The 16,617-nt window shown below is 37.3% G+C and carries 15 protein-coding genes; 7 read left to right on the forward strand and 8 right to left on the reverse strand.

Going from position 1 to position 16,617, the window contains the following annotated elements:
* The first annotated feature begins 87 nt into the window (after positions 1 to 87).
* Entirely contained in the window at positions 88 to 612 is a 525-nt protein-coding gene (locus tag L3V46_RS00615; RefSeq protein ID WP_004823674.1) for a DUF2726 domain-containing protein, read from the forward strand.
* A 60-nt stretch (positions 613 to 672) separates the two neighbouring features.
* Here L3V46_RS00615 and L3V46_RS00620 read toward each other — a convergent pair whose 3' ends face one another.
* The 7 genes from L3V46_RS00620 to argS form a co-directional block, all read right to left on the reverse strand.
* Positions 673 to 1,029, reverse strand: a complete 357-nt coding sequence (locus tag L3V46_RS00620; protein WP_004823675.1) for a RidA family protein — start codon at positions 1,027 to 1,029, stop codon at positions 673 to 675.
* A gap of 59 nt (positions 1,030 to 1,088) precedes the next feature.
* On the reverse strand, positions 1,089 to 1,313 hold the full coding sequence (locus tag L3V46_RS00625) for a hypothetical protein (RefSeq protein WP_004823676.1): 225 nt from the start codon (positions 1,311 to 1,313) through the stop codon (positions 1,089 to 1,091).
* A 69-nt stretch (positions 1,314 to 1,382) separates the two neighbouring features.
* Entirely contained in the window at positions 1,383 to 2,795 is a 1,413-nt protein-coding gene (gene creD, locus L3V46_RS00630) for a cell envelope integrity protein CreD (RefSeq protein ID WP_034614938.1), read from the reverse strand.
* A 113-nt stretch (positions 2,796 to 2,908) separates the two neighbouring features.
* Positions 2,909 to 4,372, reverse strand: coding sequence for a two-component system sensor histidine kinase CreC (gene creC, locus L3V46_RS00635; RefSeq protein WP_239044699.1), 1,464 nt, complete (start codon positions 4,370 to 4,372; stop codon positions 2,909 to 2,911).
* A gap of 3 nt (positions 4,373 to 4,375) precedes the next feature.
* Positions 4,376 to 5,095: a two-component system response regulator CreB gene (gene creB, locus L3V46_RS00640; protein WP_239044700.1), complete on the reverse strand. Its 720-nt coding sequence runs from the start codon at positions 5,093 to 5,095 to the stop codon at positions 4,376 to 4,378.
* 445 nt (positions 5,096 to 5,540) lie between these two features.
* Complete coding sequence (locus L3V46_RS00645; RefSeq protein WP_004723450.1) at positions 5,541 to 6,134, reverse strand: SPOR domain-containing protein; 594 nt, start codon at positions 6,132 to 6,134, stop codon at positions 5,541 to 5,543.
* A gap of 145 nt (positions 6,135 to 6,279) precedes the next feature.
* Positions 6,280 to 8,070, reverse strand: a complete 1,791-nt coding sequence (gene argS / locus L3V46_RS00650) for an arginine--tRNA ligase (RefSeq protein ID WP_004823680.1) — start codon at positions 8,068 to 8,070, stop codon at positions 6,280 to 6,282.
* A 194-nt stretch (positions 8,071 to 8,264) separates the two neighbouring features.
* On the opposite strand from argS, the gene L3V46_RS00655 reads away from it, so the two are divergent.
* Together L3V46_RS00655 and L3V46_RS00660 are read left to right on the forward strand one after the other, a co-directional pair.
* Complete coding sequence (locus tag L3V46_RS00655) at positions 8,265 to 8,684, forward strand: hypothetical protein (protein ID WP_034614930.1); 420 nt, start codon at positions 8,265 to 8,267, stop codon at positions 8,682 to 8,684.
* Between the two features lie 58 nt (positions 8,685 to 8,742).
* Positions 8,743 to 9,012 (forward strand): DUF2798 domain-containing protein, encoded by a 270-nt coding sequence (locus tag L3V46_RS00660; RefSeq protein ID WP_004723447.1) that lies wholly within the window; start codon positions 8,743 to 8,745, stop codon positions 9,010 to 9,012.
* Between the two features lie 5 nt (positions 9,013 to 9,017).
* Here the strand turns inward: L3V46_RS00660 and L3V46_RS00665 are convergent, their stop codons facing one another.
* On the reverse strand, positions 9,018 to 9,614 hold the full coding sequence (locus L3V46_RS00665; protein ID WP_034614927.1) for a hypothetical protein: 597 nt from the start codon (positions 9,612 to 9,614) through the stop codon (positions 9,018 to 9,020).
* A gap of 324 nt (positions 9,615 to 9,938) precedes the next feature.
* Between L3V46_RS00665 and L3V46_RS00670 the strand changes: the two genes are divergently transcribed.
* From L3V46_RS00670 to L3V46_RS00685, 4 genes are all read left to right on the forward strand, one after another.
* Complete coding sequence (locus L3V46_RS00670; protein WP_034614981.1) at positions 9,939 to 11,636, forward strand: NAD-dependent malic enzyme; 1,698 nt, start codon at positions 9,939 to 9,941, stop codon at positions 11,634 to 11,636.
* Positions 11,637 to 11,884: 248 nt separating this feature from the next.
* Positions 11,885 to 12,613, forward strand: a complete 729-nt coding sequence (locus L3V46_RS00675; RefSeq protein WP_239044701.1) for an RND transporter — start codon at positions 11,885 to 11,887, stop codon at positions 12,611 to 12,613.
* A 169-nt stretch (positions 12,614 to 12,782) separates the two neighbouring features.
* The gene (locus tag L3V46_RS00680) at positions 12,783 to 16,136 is read left to right on the forward strand and encodes a type VI secretion system Vgr family protein (RefSeq protein WP_239044702.1); all 3,354 of its coding nucleotides are present in this window, start codon (positions 12,783 to 12,785) and stop codon (positions 16,134 to 16,136) included.
* The gene (locus tag L3V46_RS00685) at positions 16,123 to 16,617 is read left to right on the forward strand and encodes a hypothetical protein (protein ID WP_239044703.1); all 495 of its coding nucleotides are present in this window, start codon (positions 16,123 to 16,125) and stop codon (positions 16,615 to 16,617) included. Before L3V46_RS00680 ends, L3V46_RS00685 begins: the two co-directional genes overlap by 14 nt.

Genomic DNA, 16,617 nt, shown 5'->3' on the forward strand with positions numbered 1-16,617 from the left:
ACAAAATTGAACTGATTAAAAATAGTATCTTTGATACACAAGAACTGGTCGTAGACCAAATTATAATAAAGAATTAGGAAATGAAAAATGGACATGATAATCGTTGCGAGTCTGATATTACTTGCTGTCGTGATTGGTGCTGCTTATAAAGGATTGAAAAATAAGCAACAAGCAGATAGTGCTTTACGAAGAAGAGCAGTATTTAACTCACATGAACAAATTACGTTTACGCGTTTAAAAGAAATTTTACCTGAAGCCAATATCTTGGCTCATGTATCTTTTGATGCCTTGTTAACGACAAAATATTTACATACACGTCGTAAGTATCAGCAAATGTTTGCAAATTTTGTTGTGCTGGACAAAGATTATAAAGTTTTAGCTGTGATTGCTTTAGATGATACCAATGCGATTAAGCGTTCGAATCAAAATACCTATGAAGATGCTTTGTTACAGTCGGCAGGTTATCGCGTGATTCGTTATATGGGAATTCCAGAATATCAGGATTTGCGAGAAGATTTTTTAACAGAATTTTCAGAAATGAACCATTCGCAAATGTTGGAGGAACATGTACTGGGGAAGTTTGATCTGTACTCAAATCGCGCATATAGCTAATCAAAAAAATGCATGTTTAAACATGCATTTTTTACGCTTTCCAAAAATTAAATAACGAGTTTATTCTGGTTTGACCGCAACAACCGTCATTTCAACTAAAACATCAGGTCGATAAAGCTTTGCTTCTACACAAGTTCTCGGCAGAGCTTGCATATCTGAACACCATGTATCCCAGATTTCGTTCATTCCTGCATAATCATTTTCAATATCTTTTAAAAAAATCATCACAGACATAATATGCTTTTTATCTGTGCCCGCATCTGCAAGAAAACGATCAATGATATCTAAGGTTTGTTGAGTTTGCCCTTTGATATCCAAACTTAAATCCGTAGCCAATTGACCCGCCAAGTGAACTAAATTTCCCGAAATTGCGATTTCAGAAAAGCGTTTTTCTACGTGCAAACGTTGTACAGTCATGATCATTCTCAAAGTTTGTTTATGTTTTAAATTTTACGTCATGATTTACAATCTGCAAATCAACTTTGTTGCTTGTTGGTGAATCTATCTATACGAATGAGAATTTTATACTTAAAAATAATCAAACAGTTATATTCTGGGCAAATAATGAAATTGCCTAAATTTAAAAATTGAATTTGCGCACCACGTAACTGATTTAAACAAAATGCAATTGAACATTGCAGAGGACAAAGTTGTTGCAACTGCTTAAAGTTTTGTTGCTCCTGTAGTATGGAAATATTCATTGAAATACCTATCATTTAGAATCTATTTTAAAGCCAGTGAATCGCTTTGAGCTATTCACTGTGCCGTTATCAAGCTTGCGGAGGTGTATAGGATTTGAGTTTTTGTTCAGGCTTATTGTTGATTTGATACCAGTCGATATGCCGTGTAATAAACATCACCACAGCAAGTAAAACAAATGAAATGATAGAGCCAATTAGGAAGGTTTTGCCTGAAGATTGCAACAGCATATACATCACGGCATAAAGTGAACTCAGGATGATGCTAAATAGGCCAGCGGCTTTAAAACCTTTCATCACATAGTATAAGTACCAGCTCATGAGCCCGACACAGGCAATTCCAGCAACGAAATAAGCCCATGCAAAGGCATAGTATTCACTGATCGAAAGCAGTAAAACAAAGAACACCACTTGAGCCATCGCCACCAAAGAATATTGAATGGGGTGAATCCGTAAGCTTTTAAGCACTTCAAAGAGAAAGAAACAAGCAAAGGTGATGATGATAATCACGATACCGTATTTAATCGCACGATCTGTTTGTGTATAGACATTGACTGATTCTAGGAATTCTGTTGATAAACCAATACTTTGACTAGGTTCACCCATATAAGCTGGCTCTTGGGTAAAATAGCCATTACTAAACTGGCGAATACACTCATTGTTGTCGCAATCAATCAATTTACTGATGTTTTGATGACCTAGAGCAATATTTTTCCATTGTGCGGTGAATTGTTGTGGTGTACTGGTTTTTGCAAAAGGTAAGTTTTGTCCTGAATATTTGGTATCCGCCCAATTGCCTTTGGCCTGATAAGTGACGCTACGACTGGTTGGGATCAGGGTGAATTTCCCCAGACCCGTAATATTGGCGGTTAAATCAAAAGTAAAACCATTTTGAATGGCATTGATTAATTCAGGATATTTTTTTGCAGAAATATACATAAAATCAAAACCAGAACTGTTACTCCCTTGAGCACTCATTTCAAAGGCATAAGTTTTATTGAGCATGTTTAAGCTCGGTTGTGTATCTAAGCCACGAGGATCATGTACAGGGAAGATAATTTCAGCTCGGTCCCATTGGTAATCTTTCTTTTCAAGTGTTGGTTTTTGGAATACGCCTTTGGCCATGAGATTGGCGGTATAGCTAATTGCTCGATAGATGGTACGTTTATAAGTGTTGTCCGAAACATTAAAGTTGGATGACCATTGTGTGCTGTCAGCACTGATATATAGCCATTGTTCCTCAGTACACAAATAGGCCACCTTTTTTTCATCGAGGCAGTTTTTTTGCTCATTGTAGGGCACACGGATATACGGTGAAATCACGGTTTGAGGACTAATATTGTTTTGTGCAATTTCTTTCAGAAATGCCCGTTGATAATCTTGTCGTTCTGAGACCAGACTGGTAATAAAGAGTAAGCCTATCCAAAATAAGGCAACTAAAATTGCGATTGCAATAATTTTGAATGTAATAAAGTTGGAGCGCATCGCTGTTTTCCTTCGCCGTTGTTTTTTGTCAGTGTTGAGTGTGCGAAACAGCAATGTGCTTTGTTTGAGGTGTATCGGTTTTTTATATGAATTTTAAGTGAAGTTTGGCCGTGCTAAGGCAATTGAATTTTTACCAATACACCTTTTTGGTGGGGTTGTAAGATGGTGATTTCATTTCCTTGAATATTGCCAATGTGAATCTGTCCATGGTGTTGTTCAATGACCTGTTTAACAATGCTCAGTCCAATACCAGAACTGCGTTGCTGGCTAATCGGACGAGGCAAGGAAAAATAAGTATCAAACACTTGCGTAAGTGCATAATCTGGAATCCATTCGCCCTCATTAAAAACCTGTAATTCTACCTGTTGGTGTGTTTGACGATGAAGCCGAATCAGGATTTTTGCTGAATCTGCAGAAAAGTCCAGCGCATTATCTAAAATATTGGCAAGGGTTTGTTGAATCCAAAATCGATCTGCACCAACCATACAATTGGCTTCAATATCCAGTAAACACTGGATTTTTTTGGCCTGAATTTGACTGGCATGCTGGTCTAAAGTGTGTTGAATCAGTTCAGATAAATTGAAATTTTGCATTTCAATTTGATGTTTAGATTTTTCCAGACGGGTCAATAAGAGCATCCGATCAATCAGGCTACGTAAGCGCTGGCTTTGTTCATGAATATGCGTGGCAAATTGTTGTTGATCATTTAATGGTAAATCTTCTTTGAGTAGTTCTGCGCTGGCTTGAATTGCGGTAAGTGGGCTTTTGAGTTCATGGGTCAGTGTATTGACATAGTGTTCTACATAAGCACGATCTTCGAGTTTTTCTCGCATATTTTCAACGGCTTGAGCAACTTGATTGAGTTCTTTTGCTGAACGAAAATAGGGCGTTTGATTGACAGGGGCAAGTGCCTGCGCGTATTTACGCACACGGTCAATACTGTGTTTTAGCCAATAGGCCACCAAACTGGCAAGAAACAGACTGAGTAATGTAATCCAAGCGGCTTGTCGGATCAGCTGATTTTCAGCGCGCTGAATATAAGGCTGTACTGAAATATTGGGCTTTCCAATGCTGACAACGCCAATCAATTGCTGTTGTTGACCAACTTGATAATAGATTGGCGCTGCAATAAACATGGTGCTGCTATTGCTGTCCTTTTCATAACTGCGTGTAGAGCGAACCCCGTATTTTCCCTTTAAGGTTAGGTAAACATCATTCCATCGTGAGTAATCTTGTCCTGTGGCGATACCTTGTGAGTCATAAATGACGATACCTTTGTTGTCGGTAATATAGATTTGTTGATTGATCTCATTTTTATTATGTTTCCAGATCGTGGCATTGAGTTTTCGATTCAGTGCTTTTTGAATTTTTTCATCAAACTGAACGGTACTGACTTTATTTTCATAGACATCTTCAGCCACTAACATCGCGATAATATTAGCATTTTCCGCAAGAGTATCTTCTACGACCTGTCGTACATTGGGCTTTACTTGTTGATTGAAGGTATAAGACATAAACCATAAACCCAGCAAGATGATCAATCCAAAGAAGAACCAAATACGAATAAAAATGGACATGGTTTAGCCTTGCCTTTTTAAACTATAGCCAAAACCTCGATGGGTTTCGATTGGGTCTTGCTCAGGAGAGATCTGCTTGAGTTTATTGCGAATACTTTTGATATGGGTATCGACAGTTCTTTCTAAACTATGTTCAGGGTGTTCCCATACATGATCCATCAATTGTTGACGGCTAAACACCTGTTCAGGGCGTTGAATCAATAATTTAAGTAAGCGATATTCATAGCGAGTCAGCTGAAGTATTGTGCCTAAGTAATGGATTTGTAAAGCCTCATCATTGCATTGCCAAACTTTAGCTGGCGTTGTAGAAAGCTGTGTATTTGGCTGTGAGGTGTGCTGTAACTGATTCTGTATCTCCATTCTGCGCCAAATGGCTTTAATCCGAGACACAATTTCACGCGAACTAAATGGCTTGGTACAGTAGTCATCTGCGCCAATTTCTAAGCCCACAATACGATCTATTTCGTCATCTCGTGCGGTTAAAAATAGCAAGGGTGTGTGATTAAAGAGACGAATTTTTTTACAGACATCAAAACCATTTAAATCAGGTAATCCGACATCTAAAATAATAAAATCAAAGGGTTGATGTTGAATAAAATCAATGGCTTGCAGACCTGAGTTGGCCCAAGTCACTTGCCAGTCTTCTCGTTCAAGTGCGTAACGTAACGGCATAAGAATAGCAGCATCATCTTCTACACATAAAATATGTTTTTTATTATTCATTGCATTTAAAAACTCATGATCTCAATAGGAGTGTACTCAAATTGAAATACTTAGGCGAATGAATTTTCAGTGAAGTTTAGATGAACTGTTTTATTGTTTGAAATTGGCTGAATGCCTATTGGTGTGGGCTTTTACCCATGTGAATTTCTGAGCGCCCTGTAATCTTCGGATTTGATCGTCACGCCAATCACAGGACAGCAAATCAAAAGTATTGGTGACTTTTGATATCTCGGCAACGACATGGGTAATGTATTGCGGAAAATAGATTACTCTAATTTTGATCAATTTGGGTAAATTTTTATCGAATTATATTTCTTTTGAGTAAAAAGTATTCAATTTGTCCGCATATCTAAGTAAGGTTAAAAAACGATTTTGAAGAATAAAACAGGATGCCAAAGCATCCTGTTTTTATGATTGATTGATCAGGCCATGCCTGAAAATTGGCTCAGCGTTTAACTACAATAGAGTCAATACCGCTATGTTGTAAGGTTTGTTGGGCAATTACTGCTGCATTTTGTGATTCATAAGGGCCTGAAATCACACGATACCAAGTTTTTCCAGCTTCTGTGCTTTGAACCACATCGGCAGATAAACCATTTAAGATAATTTCAGCACGACGTGCATCGGCAGCATCAGGATCATCATAACTACGAACTTGAAGAATATATTCAGGTTGAACAGGTGTTGTGCGTTCAGCATTTACACCGACATCCACATTTTCAGACTGAGACGGTGCTTCAACAATTACAGGTTGTTGTTGATTTCTGCTTTCAGGAACAGCTTGTTCAGGAATAGGGGTAACCTGTTGTTGTGGTAACAGATCATAAAAACGATAGTCTTTGTTGGTATCTTCTTGATAATGCTCAGACGTGATTTCGTTTTTGGGTTGGACGGGCGCCCACGGTTTCCAGAGCATCAGTGCGACACCAAAACTTAACACGATTAAAATGACGACAAGCATCCCTAACCATTTAGGAATCAATGGTTGTTTAGGTTTGGTTGGCCTTTCTGAAACACCGCGTTGCGTTTTTCCAAACACGTGGAACCCTCTTATTATGTATTGCTTAGATCGTGTTCAAGCATAGTTTTGCTTGAACACGATGTAAAGTAATGATTTATTACACACTTCAATGCTTACGTTGAGCCAGACCTTGGTCTTGGGAACATGTAAAGCAATTCTTGACTTACATACTTTCAGGTGCAGATACACCCAATAATTCAAGACCATTATGTAAGACTTGTTTGATATTTGCTGAAAGTAATAAACGGGCTTGAGTCAATTCCGCATCATCACCCAATACTTTATTTTCGTTGTACCAACCATGGAATAAAGCAGCAAGTTCTTTCAAATAATTACCAACTTGATGTGGTTCATAATTATTTGCAGCGCGAATAAGGACTTCAGGATAAGCCGCGAGTTTCGCTAAAATTTCAGTTTCAGCATCAAGTTCTAATTTTGCAGCAAATTGACGTGCATTTTCAGTATCAAATTGAATGTTTGTTGTTGCTGCTTTTTCTAACATACGGCAAATACGAGCATGTGCATATTGAATATAATACACAGCATTGTCTTTGCTTTGAGATACCGCTAAATCTAAATCGAAATCAATGTGCTGTTCAGATTTACGCATCACATAATAAAAACGTGCTGCATCATTGCCGACTTCTTTACGAAGATCACGTAATGTCACGAATTGACCTGAACGAGATGACATTTGGACCATCTCACCACCACGCCATAAGCTGACGAACTGCACTAAAAGTACCGTCAATTTAGATGAGTCATAGCCCATCGCGTCAATTGCAGCTTTAACACGTGCAATATAGCCATGGTGGTCTGAACCCCAAATATCAACAAGGTCAGTAAAGCCACGTTGTAATTTATTTAAATGATAGGCAATGTCAGAGGCAAAGTACGTGGTTTGTCCATTACGACGTTTGACTACACGGTCTTTTTCATCGCCAAATTCAGTTGATTTAAACCAAATGTTGCCATCTTTTTCATAAAGAAAACCACGTTGGTCTAATGTTTGTAAGGCTTCATCAATTTTTTCAGCCAAAGATGCTTCACTAAACCAGTGATTAAACGTTACGCCAAACTCACCAAGGTCATCTTTAATGTCATCTAAAATGGCATGTAAAGCTGCTTGATGGAATACACGATAACCTTCACCCACTAAAGCTTGTGAGTTGTGAATTAAGCCATCAATGTGCTTTTCTTTATCGCCTGAAATAACCACTTTATTGCCATCGGCATCAAGCTCTTCAGCATATTGCACATCTTCTGGAACATCTTTGTAAACATCAGCCACACTACGTACATAAGCATCAGCATGTTTGTCGATGATACCTTGGGCGATTTCCTTAACGTAATCACCTTGATAAGCATTTTTAGGGAAAACTAAAGTTTGGCCGCTTAATTCTAAATAACGTAAATAAGTTGATGTGGCGAGGATGTCCATTTGACGGCCAGCATCATTGACATAATATTCACGTTCAACTTTGGCACCTGTTGCTTCAAGTAAGTTTGCAACAGTCATACCATATGCGGCACCACGACCATGACCTACATGCAGGCTAGAGGTTGGGTTTGCAGAAACGAATTCAACCTGAATTTTCTTGGCTGCATTTGCTTGGGTTTTACCAAATTGTTCTTTTTGTGCTTGGATCTGATCCAACACAGTAAAGCGTTGATCGGCATTTAAAAAGAAGTTGATAAAACCAGGACCCGCAATTTCAGCTTTGGCAATATCAACCACTTCAGGTAAATTTGCCAAAATTTTCTCTGCAAGATCACGTGGTTTCATACCAGCAACTTTAGCGCCCATCATGGCAATGTTTGATGCGAAATCACCGTGGCTTCGGTCTTTAGTTCGCGTTAAAACACTCGTGTTTTTCCAGTCAGATGGAAGAGTCCCTTCAGCTTGTAGGGATTGCACTGCATGATCAAGAGCTGCTTGTATGGCCGTATTCATAATCTATAGAGAAATAAATGTCGCAGAAAAACGCTAAATATAGCAAATTTTGCGCCTTTTAGGTGAATGCATTTGTATAGAATAAAACTTATTCGATAAGAAAAATGTCGGTATGCTCAATTTCACTGTGTATTGGCATTTAGATTTCAAATGGACTTGACGGATTACACTGCTTTAATCACAGGATAAAAAATATGTTTGTGAGTTTTTTAGATCAAATCGATCATGAGATTTTAGAAAAAGAACAAGTTATACAGTTGTTTGCGAAGATTCAGGCCACAGACTTGGAATATTCAAATTCAGGTTATCTTGCGCTAGATATGCCAAAACAAGGTCAGATCATTTTATTGTTTTGGTGGGTAGATACGACTCACTTGATTTTGCGTTACGATAAAAATATCCCTACTGTCCAACAAGGTGAGTCGTGGTTGTCTTGCAATGAAGATCTGAACTTAACGTTATTTGATGTTGGTGATGACACATGGCTCCCTTTAAATTCAATTATTTCACTCGATGATGCAATCAATGTGATATCTGAGCTCTATGATCAGCCTTTAAATTTGCCCAATCAAATCAAATGGCAAAATGTGGCCGATGTTATGTGGAAGGATTAATTGTTTCAGGTCCATTAAAAGAATAAAATGTGTCCTGTTGGTAAATTTAGAGCGATATATGTCAAATACTCCTCCCACAATTATTGGCAATATCCCAAAACTCCCTGCAAAATTTGCAGCATGGATTATGCCGTTGTTCTTATCTTGTTTAATGAGTGGCATGGTGTCATTGATTAATATGTTGATCAATGTGGGTTTGATTAACGGATTTTGGGTCAAATGGCTTGCTGCATGGATGGTATCATGGGCTGTGGCATATCCTGTGGTTCTGATTGTTTTACCCTTAGTACGACGTTTAACCGCCGTATTTGTGGATATGCCTAAATAATGGATCTACTCTTTACATGTGACAGGCTTGCTAAGCAATTCAGCATGGCCATTTGTAAAGGTATAAAGTTTGGAATTGTTAAAGATTTTAATCACTTTGGCTTTGCTCAGTGCCGTTTTAAATGTCGGCATTTTTTTCGCATTGACTAAGTCAAATGGATTGCCATAGTTGTTATTGTCGATTAAGAATTGAACTTGACCCGTTTGCGCATCATGTGCTTTAAGCAGCTCTTTGCCATCTTTATCTTCAATTGTAAAACCAGACTTCTGCGAAGGAATCTTACAATTCAAACGCAAATATAGGACGTTTCCATCACTGGATTTGTTTTGTAAGGTGTAAATACCTTGAAGATCATTTTCAATATAGACCCATTGTCCAGTGGGCATATTGATCTTCATTTGTTCTAGTTTTTCAAGGGTGGCTTTACTGACATCAACCACGCCTTGTTGATCAACTTCTGGAACTTTGGTTTCGCCTAAGCCCACCATATTTTTGACTTTTTCAGTGGTTTTAGAAACACCAGAAGATACTTTTTTTGCAGTTTGGCAGCCAGTACATGCAATGACTGTGCTAAGAAGGAGTAGAGAGATCTTTGTGTTCATTGTTATTGGTTTAGCTTCATCGTATTTTAAACAAAATAAATCTAAACCGAAAAAAAATCAATGATTGGTCAAAATTGCGTACAAATATGCAGTTTTAATGGCGGGATCATGGCTCATTATTTTAGGGGAAAATATTAAATTGCTTAAAAAAGAGAATTTGATCCGCAAAACTGAGAATAATTTATCATTCTGTAAAATACTTTGAATATCATTATCACGTATCTAAATACCCATTTAGTCAAAAATAGGCTTAAGCTTGTATCAGACCAAAGTCGTAGCTTAGCAAAAGATAGAAGCAGGCAGTCTGCTTCAATGAGAATGGAAATGCCAACGGAAACCCTGAAAAAATATCCTCTATATATTCATTATGCAGGTAATGCCTTATTAGAGCTGCCTTTATTAAATAAAGGTTCAGCCTTCACAGAAGAAGAACGAACTCAATTTAACTTACACGGTTTAATTCCTCATGTGATCGAAAGTATCGAGGAACAAAGTCAACGTTCATACCAACAGTTCTGTTCTTTCAGTGAAGCGATCAATAAGCATATTTATTTACGAAATATTCAAGACACCAATGAAACGCTGTTTTACCACCTGATTGAAAACCACTTAAGTGAGATGATGCCGATTATCTATACACCGACAGTGGGTGAAGCATGTCAGCGTTTCTCCGATATTTATCGCCGTCATCGTGGAGTATTTCTTTCCTATCCTGACCGTAAATACATTGATGAAATCATTCACAACGTAAACCGTAAAAACGTCAAAGTGATTGTAATCACAGATGGTGAGCGTATTCTTGGTTTAGGCGACCAAGGTATTGGCGGCATGGGTATTCCAATTGGAAAACTGTCTCTTTACACCGCATGTGGTGGTATTAGTCCAGCCTATACATTGCCGATTACCATAGATGTGGGAACCAATAATCAACAATTATTGAATGACCCGATTTATATGGGATGGTCGCAACCTCGTGTCAGTGGGGATGAATACTATGAATTTGTCGATGAAGTGATTGCAGCGGTTAAACGTCGTTGGCCAAAAGCATTGATTCAATTCGAAGATTTTGCACAAAAAAATGCCATGCCTTTACTTGAAAAATACCGTGATAAGATTTGTTGTTTTAATGACGATATTCAAGGGACAGCGGCAGTCTGCGTTGGTACTTTAATTGCTGCGAGTAGAGCCGCAGGTAAACAGCTCAAAGACCAGAAAATTACTTTCTTAGGGGCTGGTTCCGCAGGTTGTGGTATTGCAGAACAAATTATTGCACAGATGGTTGCTGAAGGCCTGACGGATGCTGAAGCGCGTGCCAAAGTATTTATGGTGGATCGTTTTGGCTTAATCACTGAAAATCAGCCAAACTTATTAGATTTCCAACGTAAACTTGCGCAGAAACCTGAAGATGTTGCACATTGGGGCAATGCTGAGGAAATCATTTCACTGCTTGATGTTGTGAAAAATGCCAAACCAACCGTATTGATTGGGGTATCCGGTCAACCGGGTTTATTTACAGAAGAAATCATTAAAACGATGGCTGAAAACTGTGAATATCCGATTGTATTGCCTTTATCCAACCCAACTTCAAGAGTTGAAGCCGTGCCAGCTGATATTATTCAATGGACTGATGGTAAAGCATTGATTGCGACAGGTAGCCCATTTACCCCTGTGAATTATCATGGTGAAACCTATCAGATTTCACAGTGCAATAACTCTTATATCTTTCCTGGTATTGGTTTGGGTGTGGTAGCAGTTCAAGCAACCCGTGTTACAGACAATATGCTGATGGCTTCTAGTTCAGCTTTGGCTGATTGTTCACCGAAGTTGCAAGATATCCACGCAGATTTATTGCCTGATTTAAATGAATTGCAGCAAGTATCTAAAATTATCGCATTTAAAGTTGCTAAAGCCGCTATTCAAGATGGTGTGGCACCGATGATCAGTGATGAGCAATTGCTAGAAAGTATTGAACAGAACTTCTGGAAACCAGAATATCGTGATTACAAACGTGTTCCGTTCTAGAGTTTTTTGGATGTTGTAAAGAAAGGGCTATACGCCCTTTTTTTATGTAAGATAAAATGGTACAAGCGAATTTAGTTTTGATGTAATTTTAAAAAATAACATTCAGAGCGATTTTACTATGCTCTTAATAAGGATTTGAAAATTATTGTTGATAGAAGGTTCACACTATTTATTTTTAATAAAATCTTCAGTACTGAGATACTAAGTTGAATGTAATTTGGAATTAAGAAATTTAAAGTGATTAAACTATGTATTTAAGAAGAATATTTTTACTATTAATATTATTAGCACCCACTGTTTTATTAGCGAAAAGTGTCATTCTTTATGATGACTCTAGTCGTCACCTTTATCAAGATTATAAGAGTATTAGTATATTAGGACAGTCAATAAAGATAGATAAGGACTATACGATCTTAACAGAAGAAAATACTTCAAGTGAGGGGGATAAAGGTCAAAAATCGTATAGTCTTATTTTGAAAAAAGGTGATGAGTTATATCGCTTAGATGGAAATAAACTATCAGGGCTAAATCGATATATTATTTCACCTTATTTTTCTGATCGAAATTTTATAGGCTTTGTACAATATACAGAAAATATCTTAAGAGGTGATTTTTATATCTTAAAGAAATTTTATATTTTTAATAAGGTAACAAAAGAAGTTGCAATAGTAAGGCTAAATTATACGAGTATCTCTAGTAACACTAATGGTGAATATGATTATAAATTATTAGATCAAAACTATATAAAAAGAATTATTAGGGATGATTCTTTAAATTTGTATACGGTTGAGTCTATATATGAACAGAATAATCCTACTATTTGGGGTGCTTCATCAAAAGGATTTAAATCAGGACATCAAGTGAGCAATGGTTTTAAATTTAAGTTATTAAAAAACAACAAGATAAAATGTGAGAATTTGAAGAATTCTATTTTAGATTGCACTGAAGGTTTTATGCAAATGCAATACCTAAAATAAATGGAAAAATCACTGTTAGCTTTTAAAATTTAATTTTAACCTTATATTCTACATAATTAAGTAATATTTTTTATTGTACTTGTGGAATAAAATTTAACAATTTATCGGTGTCTTTTTTTGAATTTTTAATTAAAATGACGATACTTGTAATTAAATATCAATAACTAAAATGCTGAAAAATATTACGACCTTACTTGAAAGCTTTGGCTTGGGACTACAAACACGAGCGATCCACGTTCAATTCTCAAATCAAGCCTTAAATAGCAGTGTATTCTTGCAATGCATTCAGGGGCAACAACAGATTAATCAAGGCTTAAAGGCAGAATTACTCTGCCTTTCAACCAATGCGCATATTGCTTTAAAACAATTTATCGGGTGTCAGGTTGCAGTTGATCAAGTCACCGATTTTGGTGAATTGTACCGAACCACTGGAATTGTAACAGGGGCAAGCCAAGGGCAGAGTGATGGGGCGTTAAGCGTTTATAAATTAACGCTTGAAGATGCAACCAGTCTTTGGCATAAGCGTCGTAATAGCCGTGTTTTTATGAACAAAAGTGTTCTGGAAATATCGGAAATCTTATTTAAAGAGTGGCAAGCGAAAAGCGCCTTATTTTCTGCCAGTTTAAGTCTGGACAGTAGTGGTTTAAAAAAACAATACGATATCCGTCCTTTTGTAATGCAAGCCAATGAAACAGATTATGAGTTTTTAACTCGCTTGTGGCGCAGTGAAGGTATTAACTGGTTAGTTGATGAATCTGTACGCATTGTGCCTATTTCGGCAACGCAGATTCAGGCACAGAAATTACGTCTGATTGATGACAATACGCAATATGAGGCAATGCCTAGACGAAGTATTCGTTTCCATCGCAGTCATGCAACAGAACGCTTTGACACGATCACCAGCCTCATCGCCCAGCGCTCAATTCAATCAACAGCAATACAAGTACAGCGTTGGCAAGCGGATAGCCTTTTACAAGATCAAGGTGATAGTCAGTTAAGCAATCACCAACATAGTGATCAACAAGACAATGAAACTTTAAGTTTAGAGCAGGCTTGGACGATTAGCCCTGCATGGACCAGTGATCTCAATGGCGAAGACCAAACCACAGTTTCCAGTTCAGCTCAAGTTGATAAATTAAATACCCAACTAACACAATACCAAGAATTACAGTCCAAATATTTTACCGCAACCAGTTCAGTGCGCGATGCACAAGTTGGCTATTGGTTTGAACTAAGAGAACATCCTGAAATTGATCAACATGATGGTTCGGATCGTGAGTTCTTAATCTTAGGTAAGACTTTTTACAATCAAAATAACTTACCTAAAGAGTTACAAGATCAGTTATCCAAGCTGCTTAATTTAAATTACTGGAACCATTTAATTAAAGACCAGCGTCAAGCCAATGAGTTGTCATTGGTGCGCCGTAGAATTCCGATCGTTCCTGAGTATAATCCTTTAGCGCATAGACCTTCTGCATTTCCACAACGTGCCAAAGTGGTTGGACCGCAAGGCGAAACGATTTATGTCGATCAATGGGGGCGAATCAAAGTTCGTTTCCTCTTCACCCGTACCGATGACAATAGTCATGATGGTGGTGCAGGCTCGAATGACAATGATACAGACTCAGCTTGGGTTGATGTATTGACCTCTTGGGCCGGAGAAGGTTATGGCACAAGATTCCACCCACGAATTGGTGAAATCGTAGTTATTGATTTCTTTGATGGCAATGTCGACCGTCCATTTGTGATGGGACGTTTACATGAAGCAGAACGTCATCAAACTATGTTTGATATCAAAGGCCAGTTGCCTGATACCAAAAAATTAAGTGGTATTCGCTCATCGGAAGTGGGTGGATCAGGTTTTAACCAACTCCGCTTTGATGATACAACAGGCCAAATCAGTACGCAGCTACAAAGTAGTCATGCAGCAACACAACTTAACCTTGGGAACTTAAGCCATCCGAAAGATAAGGAAACCAGCAATGGGCGTGGTGAAGGTTTTGAGTTAAGAACCGATGCTTATGGTGCCATGCGTGCAGGCAAAGGCATGCTTATCACGACGTATGCCCAAGAAAATGCGATTGCAGACCACTTAGAAGCAGCACAAGCGCAGTCCTTGTTAAATCAAGGTGCAGAAAGTATGAAAGTGCTGAGTGAAATAGCAGTCAAACAACAAACAGATGCCTTGAATGTTGTCAATCGTTTGCCGAAACTGATTAATTCTTTAGAACTAAAAGGTGCAAATCAGGCTTTACAGGCAACCGTGGGTTTATTTAAAAATGCTGTAGGTAGCGATCCAATTTCAGCACTGAAAAACAGTGGTGATTTTATTGAGGACATCCAGAAATTTGGTAAAGACACCAAGAATATTGTAGATGAATTTAAAGACTTTTTTAATGATTCCAAAGAGTCGATTGAGAACTTAAAGAGTTTTATCGAAAATATTGAAGAACATGGTTCGGATGTTTTAAAAGGTAAATTAACCAGTTTAAAAGATAAATTTGATTCAGAACCATTAAGTGCTTTAAAAGACGTGGGTAAGGTAATTGCCAATGTTGAAATTAAGGATTTTGATTTAACCAGTGTTTGTGGAACTTTTAATAAAGGCAGTAAATTGGATGTAAATCCGATGCAGGCTTTAGGCTCCTTACAGGGCTTTATGGAAAGTTATACAAAAGACTTAGAAAATAGTGGTGATAGTGCCAAACAAGAACAAGGTAAGATCTTTCGTCAGGCATTGATGTTACTGGCTTCACCTAATGGGATTGCGCTGACAACTCCAGAAGATATCGTGTTACAAGCTTCACAAGATATTGCTGAAAGTGCCCAAGGCTCAATTAATTTGAGTGCACAGAAGAATATTGTCGGTCATGCACAAGATAAGATCAGCTTGTTTGCAGCGCAGAAAGGTTTAAGTGCTTTTGCTGCAAAGGGTCCGATCAAAGTTCAGGCACAGGATGACTTGATTGAAATCATTGCGAAGAAAGTGATTAAACTGATCGCGACTGAAGATAAGATTGAGTTAACCAGCTCTAAAGAGATTGATCTAAAAGCGGGTGGTACTCAGTTGGTTGTTAATGGTAGTGGTGTTTTTATCAAGACAGGCGGGAAATTTGAAGTGAAGTCAGGACAACATTTGTTTACCAGTGGGGCAACAGTGAATGCGCAGTTGCCGAAAATGCCTGAGAGTGGAATTTTTAGTAAACGTATCGATTTTAAAAATTTAATACCAGAAAATCTTTTAAATACTGAGTTGGCTTATAAGTTTATTAATCGTACAAAAAATCTTGAGTATGTGAGTGAACTTGATGAAGAGTTTAGAACAAACCGTTTATTTTCAGATGAGTCTGATCAAATAGAATTTAAATTTCTGGATGCTCAAAAAAATGATCAAGGGACATTATTCATTAGCCTATGTGAACCTGATGATGATTTATTTGCAAGTTTGGATGAAAGTGAACATGAACATGTATGTTGTGATTGTTTTGATGAGGATGAGGATGAGAATGATGAAATCGTATAAATTTTTGTTATTTCCATTCTTAATTCTACCTATGTACTCATTTGCAGCAAATGATGAACAGCGTAATTTATGTCAATTTAAGCAAAAATTTGATGACTCAATTCCAGCAGATAAATCATTTATTCAGTTTGGAAATGATAAAAAATTTAATGAATTTTTTATCAATAAATTATTTCATGAAACGATTATTCATGATTGTTTATATAGTAATAACAAATTCTATGTGTTGTCTCAGACAACCACTACATCGGTTGAATCTTTAGCACAGTCACTTATTTATGTAACTACCTTTGATCAAAAGGGAACTAAACTGAAAGATCAAATTTATAACAAAGATTGGAGTTGTGCTATTAATCAAAAATTTTTGATTAAGAATCATCAAAAATATATAGATATGTCATGCACAGAAAAAAATAATCTTGATAATGGTCTAATTATTGATCAGAAAAAGTTGAAAAAATATCAAGTCGAGGTTAAATAA

The organism is Acinetobacter sp. AG3, assembly GCF_022343575.1.
Classification (GTDB): Bacteria; Pseudomonadota; Gammaproteobacteria; order Pseudomonadales; family Moraxellaceae; genus Acinetobacter; species Acinetobacter guillouiae.